This is a genomic window from Micromonospora sp. RTBAU3-60 (assembly GCF_054963695.1).
On sequence record NZ_JBUEGB010000009.1, the window covers coordinates 38,412 to 57,754 of the forward strand.

Consider the following 19,343-nt stretch of genomic DNA (forward strand, 5'->3'; position numbering starts at 1 on the left):
GTGGGCGGCGCCGGTGCGCCGCCGGCACCTGGCAGGATGGAAGGGTGACTTCCCCAGGCGAGTCGATGACCCTCTTCGAGGCGGTCGGCGGCGAACCCACCTTCCGCAAGCTGGTGGACGAGTTCTACGCGGGTGTGGCCAACGACCCGCTGCTGCGGCCGATGTACCCGGAGGAGGACCTCGGCCCGGCGGCCGACCGGCTGACCCTGTTCCTCATGCAGTACTGGGGCGGCCCGCACACCTACTCGGAGCAGCGCGGCCACCCGCGGCTGCGGATGCGGCACGCGCCGTTCCGGATCGGGGCGGCGGAACGGGACGCCTGGCTGCGCCACATGCGGCGGGCCGTCGACCGGGTCGACCTGCCACCGGAGATTGCCGGCGCACTCTGGGACTACCTGGAGCGGGCGGCGTACTTCATGGTCAACGTCATGGAGGACCCGACCGCCGGGGCCTGACGCCCGAGGGTGCCGCCGAGGGCCAGGCCGAACGGCAGGTGGCGGCCGACCGCGCGGCGCGGCCCGGGCCCGGGGCCCGGGCCGGCGCGGTCAGAGCAGGGCACCCTCGTCGTGCAGCCAGTCCACGAAGCTGGTGGCCACCGCCGACCCGCAGTCGAGCATCTCGACCAGCAGCGCGTCGTGGGTGCCGGCGCCGAGCGGGACCTGGAGCTCCGCGTAGATCGGCAGCTGACCGCGCTCGGTCGGGTCGCCGATGTACGCCTTGCAGAACCGTCGAGTGTGGTTCCACTCGTTGACCACGCGGTAGGCGCGGTCGGCCCAGTCCGGCGGCACCGTCGCGTGTGGACGGGCCCGCATCACCAGGATCTCGTCGTCCGGGCCCTCCAGCGTGACCAGCACCGCGTGCCGCTCCCACATGGCCAGCAGGTTGCCCCCACCGTCGGCCAGGTAGCGCACATCGAGCAGGTCGAGTGCGTCGCAGACCCGGCGGAGGGTGACCGGGGCGACGGTTGCCGGCATGTCCGCGATCACGGACCGCTCGGCGGCCGGCGTGTCGTCCCCCGGCTGGCGGGGGGTCGGTGGTCCGACCCGGACGGTGTCCTCCACTGTGATCCCGCTTCGAGTTTCCGGGTCGCCGCCACCGGCGGCACCTGGGCGCCATGACCACCACGGCATCGCTCGCGCACCTCACTCCCCAGCGGATCCAGCCGCCTACGGTGCGTTGGATCCGAGCATGGACGGTACCCGGACAGCCGGGCTGAGGCATCCCCCCAACGGACGCACCAAACCGGAAGGATGAGGTGGGGTCATACTTTCGGATGAGTGATGGTGGGCGTAAGGCTAAGCTCCGCCACCTTCTGCGACCAGGCAGCTCCGTACGGTCCGACCAGACCGACCCAACGGCCGGCGACACGTACCTGGACGTCGCCGGTGCCGACGAAGCCCATCCGGACCAACCCCTGCACCAACCGCTGCGGCACCTCGACCGGCGCGTCCGGCAGGTCGTCCGGGGTCACCAGCACGGCGACGTGGTCCAGCAACGCGTCCCGCAGCGCCCGCTGCCCCACCGCGCGGCCCGCCACGCCGTGCGTGGCCGCCTCGCGCAGCGTCCCGGCCGCCGCGGCAGCGATCCGGCGTACGTCCTCGGCGGGCAGGGTCTCCACCGCCCTGCTGGCCGGCGGCGGCAGCGGCCAACGCCAGCCGTCGTCGCGGCGCCGGGGCAGCCCCGCGCCCCCGGACGACAACTCGGCCAGCAACTCCCCGGCCGCGACGGTGACGTCACCCGGAGCCGTCCCGGTGACCGTCCGGACCACCAGGACGCCCCACGGCAACCGGGCCCAGAGGGCCGTACGGCCGACGCCGGACACCGGCCGGAGCCGGACCAGGGCGGCCGGGTCCAGCCGGACCAGCCGGGCCAGGAAGGCCCCCGCGTCGGCCACCCCGTCCAGCCCGTGCCCCGCCCCGCTCACGGGGCCACCCCGGGCGCGTACCGGAGCAGGAAGGCCCGCTCGTCCGGGGAGATCCGGCGGGGCCGCTGCGCCGCCAGGTCGAACGGGACGAGCACGGAGCGGGCTCGGCTGGCCAGCACCTCGCCGTCGTACAGCTCGTAGGCGACGGTGAACGACGCGGCCCGGATCTCCTCCACCCAGAGCTCGATCCGGACCGTCGGCGCGGCCTCCGCGCTGGCCCGACCCAGCGCGTAGTCGACCGGGCGCAGGTAGTCGACCTCGTGCCGGCGGATGACCACCCCGTCGGCGAACGAGCCCACCCCCCACGCCCGGCCGCCGGCGAACATCATCGCCACCCGCGCTTCCTCGTAAAGCGTGAGGAAGCGCGAATTGTTGACGTGCCCGTACGCGTCCAGGTCGGACCAGCGCAGCGTGCAGTGGTAGACGAAGCGGTCAGTCACGGGTGAGCTTGCGGTAGGTCACCCGGTGCGGACGGGCGGCCTCGGCACCGAGCCGGTCGATCTTGTTCTTCTCGTACGCCTCGAAGTTGCCCTCGAACCAGAACCACTTGGCCGGGTTCTGGTCGTCACCCTCCCAGGCCAGGATGTGCGTGGCGACCCGGTCCAGGAACATCCGGTCATGGGAGATGACCACGGCGCAGCCGGGGAACTCCAGCAGCGCGTTCTCCAGGCTGCCGAGGGTCTCCACGTCCAAGTCGTTGGTCGGCTCGTCGAGCAGGATGACGTTGCCGCCGATCTTCAGGGTCAGCGCCAGGTTGAGCCGGTTCCGCTCGCCGCCGGAGAGCACCTTGGTCGGCTTCTGCTGGTCCGGCCCCTTGAACCCGAACGCGGCGATGTACGCCCGGGACGGCATCTCGACCTTGCCGACCAGGAGGTGGTCCAGCCCGTCGGAAACCGTCTCCCAGACCGTCTTGTCGCCGGCCAGACCCGCCCGGCTCTGGTCGACGTACGACAGCGAGACGGTGTCGCCGACCTTGACCGAGCCGGTGGTCGGCTCCTCCAGCCCGACGATGGTCTTGAACAGGGTGGTCTTGCCGACGCCGTTCGGGCCGATCACGCCGACGATGCCGTTGCGCGGCAGCGAGAAGCTGAGGCCGTCGATCAGCACCCGGTCGCCGAACGCCTTGGTGAGGTCGTTGACCTCGATGACCGTGCTGCCGAGGCGCGGGCCCGGCGGGATCTGGATCTCCTCGAAGTCCAGCTTCCGGGTCTGCTCCGCCGCGGTGGCCATCTCCTCGTAGCGGTCGAGGCGGGCCTTGGACTTGGTCTGGCGGGCCTTCGCGTTGGAGCGGACCCACTCCAACTCGTCGTCGAGGCGCTTCTTCATCTTGGCGTCGCGGCGCCCCTCGACGGCCATCCGGGCGGCCTTCTTCTCCAGGTAGGTGGAGTAGTTGCCCTCGTAGCCGATGGCCCGGCCCCGGTCCAGCTCAAGGATCCAGCCGGCCACGTTGTCGAGGAAGTACCGGTCGTGGGTGATGGCGATCACAGTGCCGGCGTACTTGGCCAGGTGCTGCTCCAGCCACTGCACGCTCTCCGCGTCCAGGTGGTTGGTGGGCTCGTCGAGCAGCAGCAGGTCCGGCGCCTCCAGCAGCAGCTTGCACAGCGCCACCCGGCGGCGCTCACCACCGGAGAGCTGGGTGACGTCGGCGTCCGGCGGCGGGCAGCGCAGCGCGTCCATCGCCAGCTCGAGCTTGGAGTCGATGTCCCAGGCGTCGGCGTGGTCCAGCTCCTCCTGGAGCCGGCCCATCTCCTCCATCAGTTCGTCGGAGTAGTCGGTGGCCATCTGCTCGGCGATCTTGTTGAACCGCTCCAGCTTGGCCTTGGTCTCGGCGACCGCCTCCTCGATGTTGCCGAGGACGGTCTTGGTGTCGTTCAGCGGCGGTTCCTGCGCCAGCATGCCGACGGTGTAGCCGGGCATCAGCCGAGCCTCGCCGTTGCTCGGCTGGTCCCAGCCTGCCATGATCTTGAGGAGGCTGGACTTACCGGCGCCGTTCGGACCGACCACACCGATCTTGGCCCCCGGCAGGAAGTTCAGCGTCACGTTGTCGAGCACGACCTTGTCGCCGTGCGCCTTGCGCGCCTTTTCCAGGACGTAGATGAACTGGGCCACGGTGCGGGCTACCTCCGTCGATTGCGTCTGGGTCGCGGGCACGGGCGCGGGCCGGAAACTCCGCCCGCCGCCGCCGGCCGGGAGCCGGCCACGCGCACGCCGCCCTCAATCCTGACAGGTACGGCCCGGTCCGCCCACATCACCCCGCCGGGGAGGTACGCGGCGGGCCCCGATCGGTGACCGATGTTGGCAAGATCACGTAAAGGGATTCTGCGGGCGTGGGACGGGTAGGTGACTCCGGCACGGGGGAACAGAAGCCGCAGCTACGCTCAGTACGCTCATCGCGGTGGACCCGTCAGCACCCGGAGGTGGCCGATCGTGACCGTCCGTAGCTCCTTTGTCGTAGTGGCGAACCGACTGCCGGTCGACGAGGTGAGCACACCCGAAGGACGGCAGTGGCGACGGAGCCCCGGGGGGCTGGTCACCGCGCTGCATCCGGTCCTCGCCGACCACCAGGGCACCTGGGTCGGTTGGGCGGGCGGCACCGGGGCCGCGCCGGAGCCGTTCGATCTGGAGGGCATCCGGCTGCACCCGGTGCCCTTGAGCGCCGAGGAGCTGGAGCGCTACTACGAGGGCCAGTCCAACGCGACGATCTGGCCGCTCTACCACGACGCGGTGGAGACCCCGGTCTACAAGCGCCGCTGGCGGGAGACGTACCGGCTGGTCAACGCCCGGTTCGCGGAGGCCGCGGCGGAGGTCGCGGCCGAGGGCGCGACGGTCTGGGTGCAGGACTACCAGCTCCAACTGGTCCCGGCGATGCTCCGGGAGCTGCGGCCGGACCTGCGGATCGGGTTCTTCCTGCACATCCCGTTCCCGCCGATCGAGCTGTTCATGCAGATGCCGTTCCGGACCGAGGTCCTGCGCGGCCTGCTCGGCGCCGACCTGGTCGGCTTCCAGCAGCGGCTGGCCGCGCAGAACTTCGTCCGGCTCGCCCGGCACCTGCTCGGCCTGCGCTACGAGGGGCAGATGATCCAGGTCGACGGCCGGCAGGTGAAGGCCGGCGCCTTCCCGATCTCCATCGACACCCGGGAGATGGAGCGGCTGGCCGAGGACCCGGCGATCCAGGCCCGCGCCAAGCAGATCCGCGAGGAGCTGGGCAACCCGAGGACGATCGTCCTGGGCGTCGACCGGCTGGACTACACCAAGGGCATCGAGCTGCGGCTCAAGGCCTTCCGCGAACTCCTGGCTGACGGGAAGTTGACAGTTCCCGACGCGGTCATGGTGCAGGTCGCCACCCCGAGCCGGGAGCGCGTGGAGCACTACCAGGCGCTTCGAGTGAAGGTCGAGCGCGAGGTGGGCAGGATTAACGGTGAATTCGGACGGGTCGGCCTACCGGCGGTGCATTATCTGCATCAGTCGTACAGTCGCTCCGAACTTGCCGCGATGTACGTCGCGGCAGACGTGATGATGGTGACCCCGCTGCGAGACGGAATGAATCTGGTGGCCAAGGAGTACGTCGCATCGCGCGCCGACCAGGGCGGCGCGCTCGTGCTCAGTGAGTTCGCCGGCGCCGCGACCGAGCTGCGCCAGGCGTTCCTGTGTAACCCCCACGACCCCGACGCGGTCAAGGACGCGCTGCTGCGCGCCGTGCACGTCGAGAAACCCGAGGCCCGCCGCCGGATGCGGATAATGCAGCGCCATCTGCGCACCCACGACGTGGGCCACTGGGCCAAGTCGTTCCTGACCGAACTCGGCGTGCCCGATGCGGAGGCGGCGTGAACTTCCCCACCACCACCGCCCCGGCCGGGGTGATGGATCCCGAGCTGCGTGCCGCCATCGGCCGGATCGCCCGGGTGCCGCAGCTCCTGGTCGCCTGCGACTACGACGGCACCTTGGCCCCGATCGTCGACGACCCGAGCAAGGCCGTGCCGCTGCCCGAGTCGGTGGCCGCGGTCCGCGCGCTCGCCTCGCTGCCGCAGACCACCGTCGCGGTGGTCTCCGGGCGCGCGCTGCGCGACCTGGCCACGCTCTCCCGGCTGCCCAGTGAGGTGCACCTGGTCGGCAGTCACGGCTCGGAGTTCGACATCGGCTTCGTCGAACGGCTCTCCCCCGAGCTGATCGCGGTGCGCACCCGGCTGCGGGACGCGCTGCGCCAGATCGCCGCCGAGCACCCGGGCGTACGGCTGGAGCGCAAGCCGGCCAGCGTCGCGGTGCACACCCGCGGGGTGGACCCGCAGGTGGCCGCCTCGGCCGTCGAGGCGGTCCGCAGCGGCCCGGCCACCTGGGACGAGGTGACCGTCACCCAGGGCAAGGAGGTCATCGAGCTGTCGGTGGTGGCCACCCACAAGGGCACCGCCGTCGACCAGCTCCGCACCCAGCTCGCGGCGAGCGCGGTGCTCTTCATCGGCGACGACGTCACCGACGAGAACGCCTTCGGCAATCTGCACGGCCCGGACGTCGGCATCAAGATCGGCCCCGGCGACACCCAGGCCGACTACCGGGTGGCCGAGCCGATCGAGGCGGCCCGGGCGCTGGGCCTGCTGCTGGAGACCCGCCGGCACTGGCTCTTCGGCGAGCGCGCGGTGCCGATCGAGCGGCACTCGATGCTGGCCAACGGCCGCACGGTCGCGCTGCTCACCCCGGACGCCAAGATCACCTGGCTGTGCCACCCGAAGCCGGACTCGGCGGCGATCTTCGCCGACCTGGTGGGCGGCAGCCCGGCCGGGCACTTCAGCATCTCGCCGGAGCGCGGCGGCATCCCGCTCGGTCAGCGCTACCGCAGCGGCACCATGACCGTGGAGACCCGGTGGTCGGGGCTGACCGTCACCGACTGGCTGGACGTGCCGGCGACGGAGACCACCCCGGACGGCCCGGCCGTCGTCAGCGGCGACTCGACGCTGGTCCGGGTGCTCACCGGCACCGGGCGGGCCCGGGTGGACTTCGCCCCCCGGCCCGAGTTCGGCCAGGTGGCGGTGCAGTTGCAGCCGATCGACGACGGCCTGCTGGTGCTCGGTTCCAACGAGCCGATCGCGCTCTACTCCCCCGGCGTGACGTGGGACGTCACCAGCGACGGGGTGAACGAGAGCGCGAAGGCCGTGGTCGACCTCTCCGCCCTCGGCGGGCAGGTCGTGCTGGAGCTGCGCTTCGGCACCCAGAGCCTGGAGCACCACACGGTGCCGATCCACGAGCGGCAGGCCGCCGCCGAGCAGCCCTGGAAGGACTGGGTGGCCGGGCTGCGGCTGCCCAACACCGCCCGGGACCTGGTCGCCCGCAGCGCGCTCACCCTGCGCGCGCTCTGCCACGAGCCCAGCGGGTCGATCCTCGCCGCGGCGACCACCTCGCTCCCCGAGGAGCTGGGCGGCGTCCGGAACTGGGACTACCGCTACTGCTGGCTGCGGGACGCGTCGATGACGGCCCGGGCACTGGTCGACCTCGGCTCGACCGAGGAGGCGGAGGCGCTGCTGCGCTGGATCGACGGCGTGGTCGAGCGCACCGGCGGGCACCCGGAGCGGCTGCACCCGCTCTACACCGTCGACGGGTACGAGCTGGGCGCCGAGGCGGTCATCGACACCCTGCCCGGGTACGCCGGCTCCCGGCCGGTCCGGGTCGGCAACCTGGCCAACCACCAGCTGCAGCTCGACGTCTTCGGCCCGATCGCCGACCTGATCGCGGCGGTCGCGGACGCGCGGGGCTCGGTCCGTGAGGACGAGTGGCGGGTGCTGGACAACATGGTCGAGGCGGTCCGCCGCCGCTGGCACGAGCCCGACCACGGCATCTGGGAGGCCCGCCTCCCCCCGCGGCACCACATCTTCTCGAAGGTCATGTGCTGGATGACCGTCGACCGGGCGCTGCACGTGGTCCGGCAGCACGGCCACGAGGACCGGCCGGAGTGGGTGGAGCTGCGCGACCGGATCGCCGCCAACGTGCTGGAGTACGGCTGGCACGAGGTGGCCGAGGCGTACAGCGTCGCGTACGGGCACGAGGACATGGACGCCTCGTCGCTATGGATCGGCCTGTCCGGGCTGCTCCCGGGCGACGACCCGCGCTTCCTCTCCACCGTGCTCAAGATCGAGGCGGACCTGCGGAGCGGCCCGGTCGTCTACCGGTACCACTGGGACGACGGCCTGCCCGGCCGGGAGGGCGGCTTCCACATCTGCACGGCGTGGCTGGTCGAGGCGTACCTGCGCACCGGCCGGCGCATCGACGCGGAGGAGCTGTTCGTCCAGATGATCGACACGGCGGGTCCGACCGGGCTGCTCCCGGAGCAGTACGACCCGCTCGCCGAGCGCGGCCTGGGCAACCACCCGCAGGCGTACAGCCATCTCGGCCTGATCCGCTGCGCCCTGCTGCTCGACAACATGCTCAAGCAGTGACCTGACCAGCACCACCGGCGGCCGGAGACGAAGTCTCCGGCCGCCTCTTCACTGCTCCCGCACACCGACGGACCGACCCCACCCACGACCGGGTTTCCGGGGAGCCCGCCCCGCGGAAGGATCAAGCCTGACCGCCCGGAGCGAGCGGGCTCCCCGGAAACCCCGACGACGAGCCGAGGTCAGACGTCGAGCGCCCCCACCACGTCGCCGATGACGACGATGGCGGGTGGGTGGATGCCTGCCTCGACCACGTCGGCCGCCACCGCGCCGAGCGTCGAGCGGAGGGTGCGCTGCGCGGCGGTGGTGCCTTCCTGGACCACGGCCACCGGGGTGTCGGCCGGGCGGCCGTGGGCCACCAGGGTCGCGCTGATCGCGGGAAGGTTCTTCAGGCCCATCAGGACCACCAGGGTGCCGCGCAGGCCGGCCAGGGCCTCCCAACGGACCAACGAGGCCGGCGAGTCGGGTGCCACGTGCCCGGAGACCACGGTGAACTCGTGCGCCACCGCCCGGTGGGTGACCGGGACACCGCCCACCGCGGGCACGGCGATCGCGCTGGTCACCCCGGGCACCACGGTCACCGGCACGCCCGCCTCGGCGCAGGCCAGCAGCTCCTCCCCGCCCCGGCCGAAGACGTACGGGTCGCCGCCCTTGAGCCGGACCACGAACTTCCCGGCCCGGGCCCGGTCCACCAGGATCCGGTTGATCTCCTCCTGCGCGCGGGACGGCCCGTACGGGATCTTCGAGGCGTCCACCAGCTCGACGTCGGAGCGCAGCTCGTCGAGGAGCAGCCCGGGCACCAGCCGGTCGGCGACCACCACGTCTGCTTCGGTGAGCAGCCGCCAGCCCTTCACGGTGATCAGCTCCGGGTCGCCCGGCCCCGCGCCGACCAGCGCCACCCGCCCAGCGGTGTCAACCGGGGGCCCCTCCGCCGCCGGGGACGTCAGGAGGGGGCTCTGCCGTGCAGCCAGCAGGTCGCGGACGGCGTCGCGGACGGTCATCGCACGGCGGGGGTCACCGCCGCCGAGCACGGCCACCGTGACCGGGCCGTGCCGGGTGACCGCGGGAGTCCACGCGGTGGCCGCCGCCCGGTCGTCGGCGCGTACGCAGAAGATCCGGCGCTCGGCGGCGACGGCGCTGACCGCGGCCGCGGCGGCCGGGTCGTCGACGGCCACCTGGACCAGCCAGGCGCCGTCCAGGTCGGCGGGGACAAAACGGCGCGGCTCCCAGTGCAGCCGGCCCGCGTCGGCGTGCGCCCGCAGCGCCGGGGTGAGTTCCGGCGCGACCAGCAGCACGTCCGCGCCGGCGTCGAGCAGCGCGGGCACCCGTCGGGTGGCCACCGCGCCCCCACCCACCACGACGACCCGGCGGCCGGCCAGCCGGAGCCCGAGGGGATACGGGTTGCCGCTGCTGAGCCGAATGGTTCGCTCGCTCCGCTCGCTCACGCCGCCACCTCGCTCCGCTCGGCGGCGGCGCGAGGCGCCACGCTGCTGAGCCGAATGGTTCGCTCGCTCCGCTCGCTCACTTCTCGGCCACGCCCGCCGAGTCGAAGGTGGCCACCTCGTGCAGCACCCGGACCGCGCCGGTCACCACGGGGAGCGCGAGCAGCGCGCCGGTGCCCTCACCGAGCCGGAGCCCGAGGTCGATCAGCGGGTCGAGGCCGAGCTGCCGCAGGGCCGCCGTGGCGCCCGGCTCGGCGGAGCGGTGCCCGGCGACCATCGCCCCGACCGCGTCCGGCGCGAACGCGGCGGCGGCCAGCGCGGCGCTGACCGCGATCACCCCGTCCAGCAGCACCGGCACCCGGCGCGCGGCGGCGCCCAGGATCAGCCCCGCCAGCGCGGCGTGCTCCAGCCCGCCGACCGCGGCCAGCACACCGAGCGGGTCGACCGGGTCCGGCGCGTGCCGGTCGAGCGCGGCCCGCACCACGGCGACCTTCCGCGCGTACGTCCCGTCGTCCACTCCAGTGCCCCGCCCGGTCACCTCGGCCGGGTCGGCCCCGGTGAACGCGGCGACCAGCGCGGCGGCCGGGGTGGTGTTGCCGATGCCCATGTCGCCGGTCAGCAGGATGCCCGCCCCGGCGTCGACGAGTTCCCCGGCGACCCGGATGCCGGTCTCCACCGCCGCCCGCGCCTCGTCCCGGGTGAGCGCGGCGGTCACCGTCATGTCCCGGGTGCCGGGGCGGACGCTCGCCGCGACCAGCCGGGGTCCGGCCGGGTCGGTGCCCTGCGACAACTCCAGCTCGGCTGGCGGCCATAATTCGGCCTCCGCGCCGCTAGACGGCGCTCCGGACCGAATGAAGGCCGGTCTGACGCCGCGCTGCGACCTGGAGCCGTCGGCCGCCGGGTCGACCGGGAGTGGGGTGGCCACGCCGACGTCGACCACGGTGACCGAGGCGCCGGCCTGCCGGGCGAACGCGTTGACCACCGCGCCGCCGGCCAGGAAGTTGCCGATCATCTGCGCGGTGACCTCCTGCGGCCACGGGGTCACGCCCTGGGCGTGCACGCCGTGGTCACCGGCGAAGATGGCCACCGCGGCCGGCTCGGGCAGCGGCGGCGGGCAGGTGCCGGCCAGCCCGGCGAGGCGTACGGAGAGGGGCTCCAGGGCGCCCAGCGAGCCGGCGGGCTTGGTCAGCCGGCCCTGCAGCTCGCGGGCCGCCGCCATGGCGGTCTCGTCGAGCGGCCGGATCGCCGCCACGGTGGACTCCAGCATCATTCCTCCAGGATCTCCGCCAGCACATCGGTGAACGCGTCGGTCGTCGCCGGATCGCGCACCGCGATCCGCAGCCAGTCCGGGCCGAGCCCGGGGAAGGTGTCACCCCGGCGTACCGCCCAGCCACGCTCCCGCAGCCGCTCCCGCACCGCGGCGGCGCCGGGCCGGTGGATCAGGACGAACGCGCTGGCCGGGCGGCCCGCGACGCGTACCCCGGGCAGGCCGGACAGGCGGGCCACGAGGTGCTCGCGGTCGGCGGCGAGCCCGGCGGCAATGGCGCGCTCGGCCGCGACGGCGGCCGGGGACGCGCAGGCGGTGGCGGCGGCGAGCGCCGGGGTGGAGACCGCCCACAGCGGCTGGGCGGCGGCGAACCGGGCCAGCAGCGCCGGCTCGCCGAGCAGGTAGCCGACCCGCAGGCCGGCCAGCCCCCAGGTCTTGGTGAGGCTGCGGACCACGACGAGGCCGGGCAGGTCGCGGCGGGCCGCCAGGGACTCGGGCTCGCCGGCCACGCCGGGAGCCAGGGTGGTGTCGGCGAACGCCTCGTCGACCACGAGCACCCGGCCGGGGCGGGCCAACGCGGCGAGCTGCGCGGCGGGGTGCAGCACCGAGGTCGGGTTGGTGGGGTTGCCGAGCAGCACCAGGTCGGCGTCGGCGGGCACCCGGGCCGGGTCGAGCCGGAAGTCGTCGGCCGGGTCGAGCAGCACCCGCTCGACGGCGTGCCCGGCGGCCCGCAGCGCGGCCTCCGGCTCGGTGAACTGCGGGTGCACCACGACCGGTCGCCGGGCGTCGCGCAACGCCCGGGCGATCAGCACGAAGCCCTCCGCCGCGCCGGCGGTGAGCAGTACCTCCTCCGGGGTACGCCCGTGCCGGGCGGCGACGGCGGCCCGGGCCGGACCGGGGTCGGGGTACGCGGCCAGCTCGCCCAGCGCCGCGACCACCGGGTCGGCCAGCCAGTCGGGCATCGGGGCGCGGCGGACGTTGACGGCCAGGTCGACCAGCCCGGGGGCCACCTCGGCGTCCCCGTGGTGCCCGAGGTCGGGCTCGTCCCGCGGGTCCGCTCCCGGACCGGCGGCCGGCGTTCCGGTCAGCTGAGCACGCATGTCCGCGATCCTGCCGGGAAGCCGTCGCCCGGGACAGCGGATCCCGGCGTGGGCCGCGTCACCACCGCGCGACCCACTCGCCCGTTTATGAATTTTTCTCATTTCCGAATCGGAAATGTCATAGCTTGACCTCGTGAGCAACCGACCCCGTGCCTCCGCTGGTCGTGCCGTTCTCCTCCTCCGCGCCGGGCTGATCGCCGGCCTCGTGATCGCCGCCGCGGCGTTCCCGCTCGCCGCCCTCACCGGCATCGGCGCCAAGGCCACCGCACACGCAGTGGAGCAGAAGACCAACATCCTCAAGACCGCGCTACCCGCCGAGACCTCGTACCTCTACGCGCCGGACGGCAAGACCGTGCTGACGATGTTCTACGAGGAGTACCGGCAGTACACCAAGATCCAGGACATCTCGCCGAACGTGCAGCAGGCGATCGTCGCCGCCGAGGACAACCGCTTCTACCAGCACCACGGCGTCGACCCGAAGGGCGTGGCCCGCGCCTTCGTCGCCAACTCCCGCTCCGGTGGCGTCTCCCAGGGCGCCTCGACCCTCACCATGCAGTACGTCCGGATGGCCCTGCGGGACAGCGCCAAGACCCCGAAGGAGGTCCAGGAAGCCACCCAGCAGACCAGCCTGCGCAAGGTCAAGGAAATGCGCATGGCGCTGGACATCGAGAAGCACCTCAGCAAAGAACAGATCATGGAGCGGTACCTCAACTCGGCCTACTTCGGCCACCGGGCGTACGGGATCTACGCGGCCGCGCAGATCTTCTTCTCCAAGACCCCGGCCACGCTCACCCCGGCCGAGGCGGCCACCCTGGCCGGTCTGGTGAAGTCCCCGTCGGAGTACGACCCGATCACCTCCGACCAGAAGGACGCCACCGGCCGGCGCAACTACGTGCTCGACAACATGTCGCGACTCGGCTACCTGTCGCCCGACGCCGTCGCCCGGGCCAAGGCCGAACCGATCCGGCTGCGGCTGACCAACCCGCCGAACGACTGCGCCGCGCTCCTCGAGAAGTACCGGGCGACCTGGGGCTTCTACTGCGACTACCTGAAGAACTGGTGGAGCTCGCAGCCCGCGTTCGGCAACAACCGGCTGGAACGGATGGACAAGCTGCGCCGGGGCGGCTACCGGATCGTGCTCGCCCTCGACCCGAAGATCCAGGAGGCGGCGGAGAAGAACGTGGGCGCGAAGGACGGCACCGGCAGCCCGTACGCCAACGGCATCGTGGTCGCCGAGCCGGGCACCGGACGGATCAAGGCTATGGCGGTGAACCGCACCTACTCGCTCGACCTCAGCGAGAACCCGAACAGCTCCAACCCGGAGGCCGGCCCGAACGTCAAGGCGAACTATCCGAACACCGTGGCGCCGCTGCTCGGCGGGGGCACGCTCCCCGGCTACCAGGCCGGATCGACGTTCAAGATGTTCACGATGCTCGCCGCGCTCAACTCCGGGACGAAGCTCTCCGACACCATCAACTCGCCGTTCAAGTACCAGTCGGCCATCTACGACGGGTGGGCCCCGGTCAACGCCAGCGGCGCGATGACCGGCGTGCAGACCATGTGGTCCGGCTTCGGCAAGTCGGTGAACACCTTCTTCGTCCAGTTGGAGGAGAAGGTCGGCGCGGAGAAGGGGGTGCGCCTAGCCGAGCAGCTCGGGCTGCGCTGGCGTACCGACGTGGACCGCGACCACGCCTCGCCGGACAAGGCGAACAAGTGGGGCGCGTTCACCCTGGGCGTCTCCGACGCCACCCCGCTGGAGATGGCGAACGCGTACGCCGCGGTGGCCGCGGACGGCCGGTACTGCGAGGCGATCCCGGTCAACGCGATCTTCAACCGCGACGGCACGCCGGCCATGTACAAGACCGCCGGCGGGGTGGAGCGGGAGGTCGCCAAGCCGCGCTGCCGGCAGGTGGTCAGCGCGGACGCGGCCCGGGCCGCCACCGACGCCGCCCGCTGTCCGACCGGTGACACCCCGGCCAAGGGCGGCTGCGGCGGCTGGTCCACGGCCGACAGCGTCCGGGGCACGGTCGGCCGCCCGGTCGCCGGCAAGACGGGTACCACCGACAGCACCCGGTCCGCCTGGTTCGTCGGCTACACCCCGGAGCTGGCCGCGGCGAGCTTCATCGCCGACCCGGACAACCCGTTCAACGCGGTGGGTGACGGGCTCTCCCAGGTGCCCGTCGACGCGGTGGCGACCACCCTGCGCGACGCGCTCAAGGGCCAGCCCACCCACCAGTTCACCCCACCGTCCGACCAGATCGTCGGCTGACCGTCGACCCTACGACGGCTCCGGCTCGGCACGTCTGGAGCCGCGCCCCGACCCGGAGCCGTCGGCCGGACCGCCCGGGGGTGCGCCCGGGTAGTTGATCAAGAGGTTTGCGTCCAGGACCTGCGGATCCTGACGCGGACCTCTTGATCGCCGTTCCGGGCCGGGCCGGCCCGGTCAGCGGAGGTCGGCGGCGACGAAGGACCAGAGTTCGAGGTCGACACGGGCGCCGCGAACGAAGCCGGCGTTGCGCAGCAGGCCCTCGTAGCTGAAGCCGGCCTTCTCGGCCACCCGCCGGGACGCCACGTTGCCCGGCGCCACCCGCAGTTCGACCCGGTGAAAACCGTGCTCCAGGATCAGCGCGATGGCCACCGCGTCCACCGCCTCGGCGGCCAGGCCATAGCCCCGGGCGTGCGGCGCGACCGCGTACGACACCTCGGTCAGCCGGGCACCCCAGTCGGTGCGCCGGGTCCAGAGGCAGCCGACCACCCGCTGGTCCTCCCGGCGGACCACCCCGTAGTGGTCGCCGTCACCGCTGTCCCGGCGCTGCCGGGCCAGCTCGGTGCACCAGGCGCGCCCGTCGATCCGCCCCGACGAGTCGGCCAGGGGCAGCCAGCGCTGGGTCTGCCGGTCCCCGAACACCTCGTCCACCGCCTCGGCGTCGGCCGCCACGAGAGGGCGTACCTCCGTGCGCGGGGTGGACACGGTCAGCGTCGGGAAACGGCGCACCGCCACCTGCCCGATCACGCCGGGGCCTCCGCCGGCGCCACGGCCGCCGTGACCAGCCGGCCGGCGATCTCCGGGTACGCGGACAGCCGCGGGTCCAGGTTCCGCCCCGGCCGCCCGGCGGCCAGCCCCAGGTACGCCGCGTCCACCTGGTCCGGCCCGATCTTGAAGCCCGCCGCGTCCAGCCCCCGTTCCCCGAGGGCGGCCAGCAGCCCGAGGGAGAGCGCGCCCGTGCCGTGCCCCGAGGAGGGTGCGCTCAGCACGACGCGCGGCACGATCATCATCGACTCCTGATCTGGGGTGGTTTCCGCCCGCGTGACCATACCCGCCCGGACCGACGTGCGGCGGCCGCCGACCGGCCGGTTCCGGCCCGGTGCAGCTCAGTGGCGCCGCTCATACGAGTAGCCTTGGCCAACGTGTACCGGTTCCTGCTGACCCCGCGCTGGCTGGGCTATCTCGCACTGACCCTGGTCGCGGCCGTGCTGATGGTGTTCCTCGGCAACTGGCAGCTGGACCGCTACCGGGGCCGCACGGCGATCAACGAGCGGATCGACGCCGGCTCCACCATGACCCCCGCGCCGCTGCGTGACGCCCTGCCCGCCCCGACCGGCGGGCCCGGCACCACCGGCCCGGCCCCCGCCGAGCAGCTCACCTGGTCCAGGGTCACCGTCACCGGCCGGTACGACCCCACGAACCTGGTCCTGGTCCGTGGCCGCACGATCGGCCGGGACGTCGGCTTCGAGGTGCTCACCCCGCTGGTCCTCGCCGACGGCACCGCCGTGCTGGTCGACCGGGGCTGGATCCCGCCCGCCCCGGGCGGCGACGCCACCACCCAGCCGGAGGTGCCGGCGGCACCCAGCGGGGACGTGACGGTCACCGGCCGGGTGGTGGCCAGCGAGAGCGGCGGCGGCACGGTCGACCGGCGCAACGGCAAGCTGGAGAGCCGGCGGATCAGCATCCCCCGCATCGCCAAGCAGCTGCCCTACCCGGTGGCCGGCGGCTACGTCCTGCTCGACCAGCAGACCCCGGCCGCCGACCCGGCCTTCCAGGCCGTCCCGATCGGGCACACCAACAACTGGCAGAACTTCGGGTACGTGGTCCAGTGGTGGCTCTTCGCCGCCATGAGCCTCTTCGGCTACGGCTGGGTGGCACGCCGGGAGGCGCGGCGCGCGGCCGGCCTGGACAAGCCGCGCAAGCCGGTCGACCGGGCCGCCGAGCCGGCCTCCGCGTGACCGACGCCCATTGACCGGACCGGACCGTCGGCGGCCACACGGGACATCGGCGACGCTGTAAGGTCCGCCCATGATCGCCAACCGTCGGGGGTCGCGGTGACCCCTGATCCCACCAAGCCGTTGCCGCCAGGCCAGCCGCCGATGCCGGCACAGCCGACGTACGACCCGTGGGCCGCCATGCCCCCCGCCGTCGCGCCGCCCACCGAGCAGTTCCCGGTGCTCCCGCCCGGCCCCGCTCCGACCGCGCCGGGCGCCTCCGCGCCGACGGACGCCGCCGTGCCATCGGACGCCTCCGCTTCGGGAAACGCCGGCCCGCCGGATGCTCCGCCGACCATGCGGTTCGCCGCCCCGCCGCCCGCGCCGGCCCCGGTCCCGCCAGCCCTGGCCCAGTTCCCCGCGCCCCCGACCCCGGCCCAGTTCTCCGCACCCCCGGCCCCGGCCCAGTTCCCCGCGCCCCCAGCCCCGGCCCAGTTCTCCGCACCCCCGGCCCCGGCCCAGTTCCCCGCGCCCCCAGCCCCGGCCCAGTTCTCCGCGCCCCCGGCCCCGGCCCAGTTCTCCGCGCCGCCGGCGCCGCAGGCCGGTGAACTGCTGGCACGCCCGGGTTCGGCTCCTCCGGTACCCGCCCCGCCGGTCGGGCCGCTGCCGCCCGGGCAGTCCGTGGTGGCGGTCCAGATCGGCGAGATCATGGTGGCCCCGCCGGTGATCCGTACGCCCGTCGGCGCGCTGCCGCTGGCCGGAGCCTCCTGGCACGTGATGGACCACTGGCAGAAAGAGGAGAAGGTGGCAACCTGGGCGCTGGTCTGCGCCATCCTCGGCTTCTTCTGCCTGACCGTGTTCAGCCTGCTCTTCCTGCTGATCAAGGAGACGAAGCACCACGGGACCGTGCAGGTGACGGTCACCAGCGGCGGCCAGCAGTACGTGGCCCGGATCCCGGTGGTCGACCAGTTCCAGGTGCAGCACATCAACAACCAGGTCAACTACGCCCGCTCGTTGTCGCTGGGCTGACCCGTACGGCGTCGGAGGCGGCCCGCGCACCGCCTCCGGCGCCGCCGGCTAACCTGTGGGCCGGCCGGCGTGGATGGCCCGGACCGCGTCGATGGTGTCCGCCTCGGCGGCGCTCTTGTCGTCCCGGTAGCGCACCACGCGGGCGAACCGCAGCGCCACGCCGCCCGGGTAGCGGCTGCTCGTCTGCACCCCGTCGAACGCGATCTCGACCACCTGCTCGGGGCGAACCCGGACCACCCAGTCGCCCTTCTCCACGGCCAGGTCGAGGAAGCGCTCGGTCTGCCAGCGCAACAGTTCGTCGCTGAGCCCCTTGAACGTCTTGCCGAGCATGACAAACTCCCCCGTGCGCGGGTCCCGGGCGCCGAGGTGCAGGTTGGACAGCCAGCCCTGCCGGCGCCCGCTGCCCCACTCCACCGCCAGCACCACCAGGTCGAGGGTGTGCCGGGGCTTGACCTTGACCCACGCCGAGCCGCGCCGGCCGGCATCGTAGGGGGCGTCCGGATCCTTGACCACCACCCCTTCCTGGCCGGCGTCGACTGCGGCCGCGAAGGCGGCGCCGGCCTGCTCCGGACCGTCCACCTCCATCCGCCCGACCAGCAGCGACGGGTCGACCGCGCCGGCCAGCGCGGCCCAGCGTTCCCGGCCGGGCAGGTCGATCAGGTCCGTGCCGTCGAGGTGCAGCAGATCGAAGAAGTACGGGGTCAGCACCGCTTGGCCGGTGCGCTCGGCGGCGGCGAGCACCGCGGGGGCCACCGCCGTGCCGCCGGTGGTGCTGGGCGTGGTGCGCCGGGCCGCCCGGCTGGAGGTCTCCTGGAAGGGCAGCGGGCGGCCGGCGGCGTCCAGCCCGATCGCCTCGCCGTCGAGCACCAACTCCCGGGCCGGCAGGGCGCGGACGGCGGCCACCACCTCGGGCAGCCGCGCGGTGATGTCGTCCAGGCTACGGGTGAAGACCGCGATGTCCTGCCCCGACCGGTGCACCTGGATCCGGATGCCGTCGAGCTTCACGTCGACCACGGCGGGGATGCCGGTGGCGGCGAGCGCCTCGTCCACCGTGGGGGCGCTCTGCGCCAGCATCGGGGCCAGTGGACGGCCCACCTGGAGTCCGAAGGCGGCCAGCGCCGCCGCGCCGCCGGAGAGCGCCGCGACCGCCACCTCCCGTAGGTCGCCGGCGAGCAGCAGGGCGCGCCGGACGGCCGCCAGCGGCACCTCGGCGGCCCGGGCCACCGCGTCGGCCAGCAGGCCGGCCTGGGCGCCCTGGCGCAGCTCACCGCTGAACAGGCCGACCAGCAACCGCTGCTCGTCGGCGGTGGCCGTGGTGAAGAGCCGGCCGAGCAACTCCCGGCGGCGGGCCTGCGAGCCGGGGCCGCGCACCGCCGCGATCTGGTCGACCGCCGCGTCGACGGCCGCCACGGTCAGGGTCGGCTCGGCGGCCGGCGGCGGCAGGTCACGCAGGCTCGCCCAGCCCACGCCGGTCTGCCGTTGATGCAGCTCACCGGCGAGGTAGCCGGCGCCCGCCGGGACCTCGGCCGGATCCAGCGACCGCAGCGCGGCGGCCAGCAGCTCCACCTTGGCCCGCCGGCCGCTGGTGGCGCCCACCGCGGCGGAGGTGGCCGCCAGGTCGAGGAACCGCACGAACCCATCCTGCCAGCCACCGCCGACCGGATGGCGTATCCCGGCCGGGCGACGGGCCCCACGCGCCGCCCGGCCCGGCGATCCCGTGCACCGCCCGGCCGGGCGACCGATCCCGTGCACCGCCCGGCCGGGCGACCGATCCCGTGCACCGCCCGGCCGGGCGACGGGTCCCGCGCGTCGCCCGGCCGGCGATCGTGCCGGCCCCGAAGTGCCGGTGCGGACCGCCACGCACCGGGCCGGGTCGGTCGCACGGCGGCAGGCCGCGCATCGGCAGGGCCGCTTGCCCGACGAACCCCCGCAGGTGTGCGAGACGCTACGAACTTGATGACG

The 19,343-nt window shown here is 73.6% G+C and carries 16 protein-coding genes; 6 read left to right on the forward strand and 10 right to left on the reverse strand.

What is annotated here, in order from left to right; all coding sequences use genetic code 11:
- Nucleotides 1–65 precede the first annotated feature (65 nt).
- Nucleotides 66–455, forward strand: a complete 390-nt coding sequence (locus ACY34I_RS11440; protein WP_462754857.1) for a globin — start codon at nucleotides 66–68, stop codon at nucleotides 453–455.
- Nucleotides 456–545: 90 nt separating this feature from the next.
- Here the strand turns inward: ACY34I_RS11440 and ACY34I_RS11445 are convergent, their stop codons facing one another.
- The 4 genes from ACY34I_RS11445 to ettA all read right to left on the reverse strand — a co-directional run bounded on the left by ACY34I_RS11445 (nucleotide 546) and on the right by ettA (nucleotide 4,033).
- Nucleotides 546–1,130, reverse strand: coding sequence for a type III secretion system chaperone family protein (locus ACY34I_RS11445; protein ID WP_462754667.1), 585 nt, complete (start codon nucleotides 1,128–1,130; stop codon nucleotides 546–548).
- 131 nt (nucleotides 1,131–1,261) lie between these two features.
- On the reverse strand, nucleotides 1,262–1,924 hold the full coding sequence (locus tag ACY34I_RS11450; protein ID WP_462754668.1) for a hypothetical protein: 663 nt from the start codon (nucleotides 1,922–1,924) through the stop codon (nucleotides 1,262–1,264).
- The gene (locus ACY34I_RS11455) at nucleotides 1,921–2,364 is read right to left on the reverse strand and encodes an acyl-CoA thioesterase (protein WP_462754670.1); all 444 of its coding nucleotides are present in this window, start codon (nucleotides 2,362–2,364) and stop codon (nucleotides 1,921–1,923) included. The genes ACY34I_RS11450 and ACY34I_RS11455 overlap by 4 nt, the downstream gene beginning before the upstream one ends.
- The gene (ettA, locus tag ACY34I_RS11460) at nucleotides 2,357–4,033 is read right to left on the reverse strand and encodes an energy-dependent translational throttle protein EttA (protein WP_462754672.1); all 1,677 of its coding nucleotides are present in this window, start codon (nucleotides 4,031–4,033) and stop codon (nucleotides 2,357–2,359) included. Before ettA ends, ACY34I_RS11455 begins: the two co-directional genes overlap by 8 nt.
- A gap of 318 nt (nucleotides 4,034–4,351) precedes the next feature.
- Between ettA and ACY34I_RS11465 the strand changes: the two genes are divergently transcribed.
- Nucleotides 4,352–5,752, forward strand: a complete 1,401-nt coding sequence (locus ACY34I_RS11465; protein WP_148797060.1) for an alpha,alpha-trehalose-phosphate synthase (UDP-forming) — start codon at nucleotides 4,352–4,354, stop codon at nucleotides 5,750–5,752.
- A gap of 32 nt (nucleotides 5,753–5,784) precedes the next feature.
- On the forward strand, nucleotides 5,785–8,346 hold the full coding sequence (gene otsB, locus ACY34I_RS11470) for a trehalose-phosphatase (RefSeq protein WP_462754858.1): 2,562 nt from the start codon (nucleotides 5,785–5,787) through the stop codon (nucleotides 8,344–8,346).
- 179 nt (nucleotides 8,347–8,525) lie between these two features.
- On the opposite strand, the gene cobA is transcribed toward otsB, so the two are convergent.
- The 3 genes from cobA to cobC all read right to left on the reverse strand — a co-directional run bounded on the left by cobA (nucleotide 8,526) and on the right by cobC (nucleotide 12,152).
- Nucleotides 8,526–9,764, reverse strand: coding sequence for a uroporphyrinogen-III C-methyltransferase (gene cobA / locus ACY34I_RS11475; protein WP_462754859.1), 1,239 nt, complete (start codon nucleotides 9,762–9,764; stop codon nucleotides 8,526–8,528).
- Between the two features lie 100 nt (nucleotides 9,765–9,864).
- Nucleotides 9,865–11,052 carry a nicotinate-nucleotide--dimethylbenzimidazole phosphoribosyltransferase gene (locus tag ACY34I_RS11480; RefSeq protein WP_462754674.1) on the reverse strand — a complete coding sequence of 396 codons (1,188 nt, stop codon included), beginning with the start codon at nucleotides 11,050–11,052 and terminating at the stop codon, nucleotides 9,865–9,867.
- Nucleotides 11,052–12,152 (reverse strand): Rv2231c family pyridoxal phosphate-dependent protein CobC, encoded by a 1,101-nt coding sequence (gene cobC, locus ACY34I_RS11485; protein ID WP_462754676.1) that lies wholly within the window; start codon nucleotides 12,150–12,152, stop codon nucleotides 11,052–11,054. The genes ACY34I_RS11480 and cobC overlap by 1 nt, the downstream gene beginning before the upstream one ends.
- Nucleotides 12,153–12,285: 133 nt before the next feature.
- Between cobC and ACY34I_RS11490 the strand changes: the two genes are divergently transcribed.
- The gene (locus tag ACY34I_RS11490; protein ID WP_462754677.1) at nucleotides 12,286–14,421 is read left to right on the forward strand and encodes a transglycosylase domain-containing protein; all 2,136 of its coding nucleotides are present in this window, start codon (nucleotides 12,286–12,288) and stop codon (nucleotides 14,419–14,421) included.
- 174 nt (nucleotides 14,422–14,595) lie between these two features.
- Here ACY34I_RS11490 and ACY34I_RS11495 read toward each other — a convergent pair whose 3' ends face one another.
- Nucleotides 14,596–15,165 carry a GNAT family N-acetyltransferase gene (locus ACY34I_RS11495; protein ID WP_148797052.1) on the reverse strand — a complete coding sequence of 190 codons (570 nt, stop codon included), beginning with the start codon at nucleotides 15,163–15,165 and terminating at the stop codon, nucleotides 14,596–14,598.
- Nucleotides 15,162–15,425, reverse strand: a complete 264-nt coding sequence (locus ACY34I_RS11500) for a hypothetical protein (RefSeq protein ID WP_462754678.1) — start codon at nucleotides 15,423–15,425, stop codon at nucleotides 15,162–15,164. The genes ACY34I_RS11495 and ACY34I_RS11500 overlap by 4 nt, the downstream gene beginning before the upstream one ends.
- A gap of 135 nt (nucleotides 15,426–15,560) precedes the next feature.
- On the opposite strand from ACY34I_RS11500, the gene ACY34I_RS11505 reads away from it, so the two are divergent.
- Together ACY34I_RS11505 and ACY34I_RS11510 are read left to right on the forward strand one after the other, a co-directional pair.
- Nucleotides 15,561–16,376, forward strand: coding sequence for an SURF1 family cytochrome oxidase biogenesis protein (locus tag ACY34I_RS11505; RefSeq protein ID WP_462754860.1), 816 nt, complete (start codon nucleotides 15,561–15,563; stop codon nucleotides 16,374–16,376).
- A 96-nt stretch (nucleotides 16,377–16,472) separates the two neighbouring features.
- Nucleotides 16,473–17,381 (forward strand): hypothetical protein, encoded by a 909-nt coding sequence (locus ACY34I_RS11510; protein WP_462754680.1) that lies wholly within the window; start codon nucleotides 16,473–16,475, stop codon nucleotides 17,379–17,381.
- 48 nt (nucleotides 17,382–17,429) lie between these two features.
- On the opposite strand, the gene ACY34I_RS11515 is transcribed toward ACY34I_RS11510, so the two are convergent.
- Nucleotides 17,430–19,013, reverse strand: a complete 1,584-nt coding sequence (locus ACY34I_RS11515; protein WP_462754681.1) for an ATP-dependent DNA ligase — start codon at nucleotides 19,011–19,013, stop codon at nucleotides 17,430–17,432.
- Nucleotides 19,014–19,343: the final 330 nt, after the last annotated feature.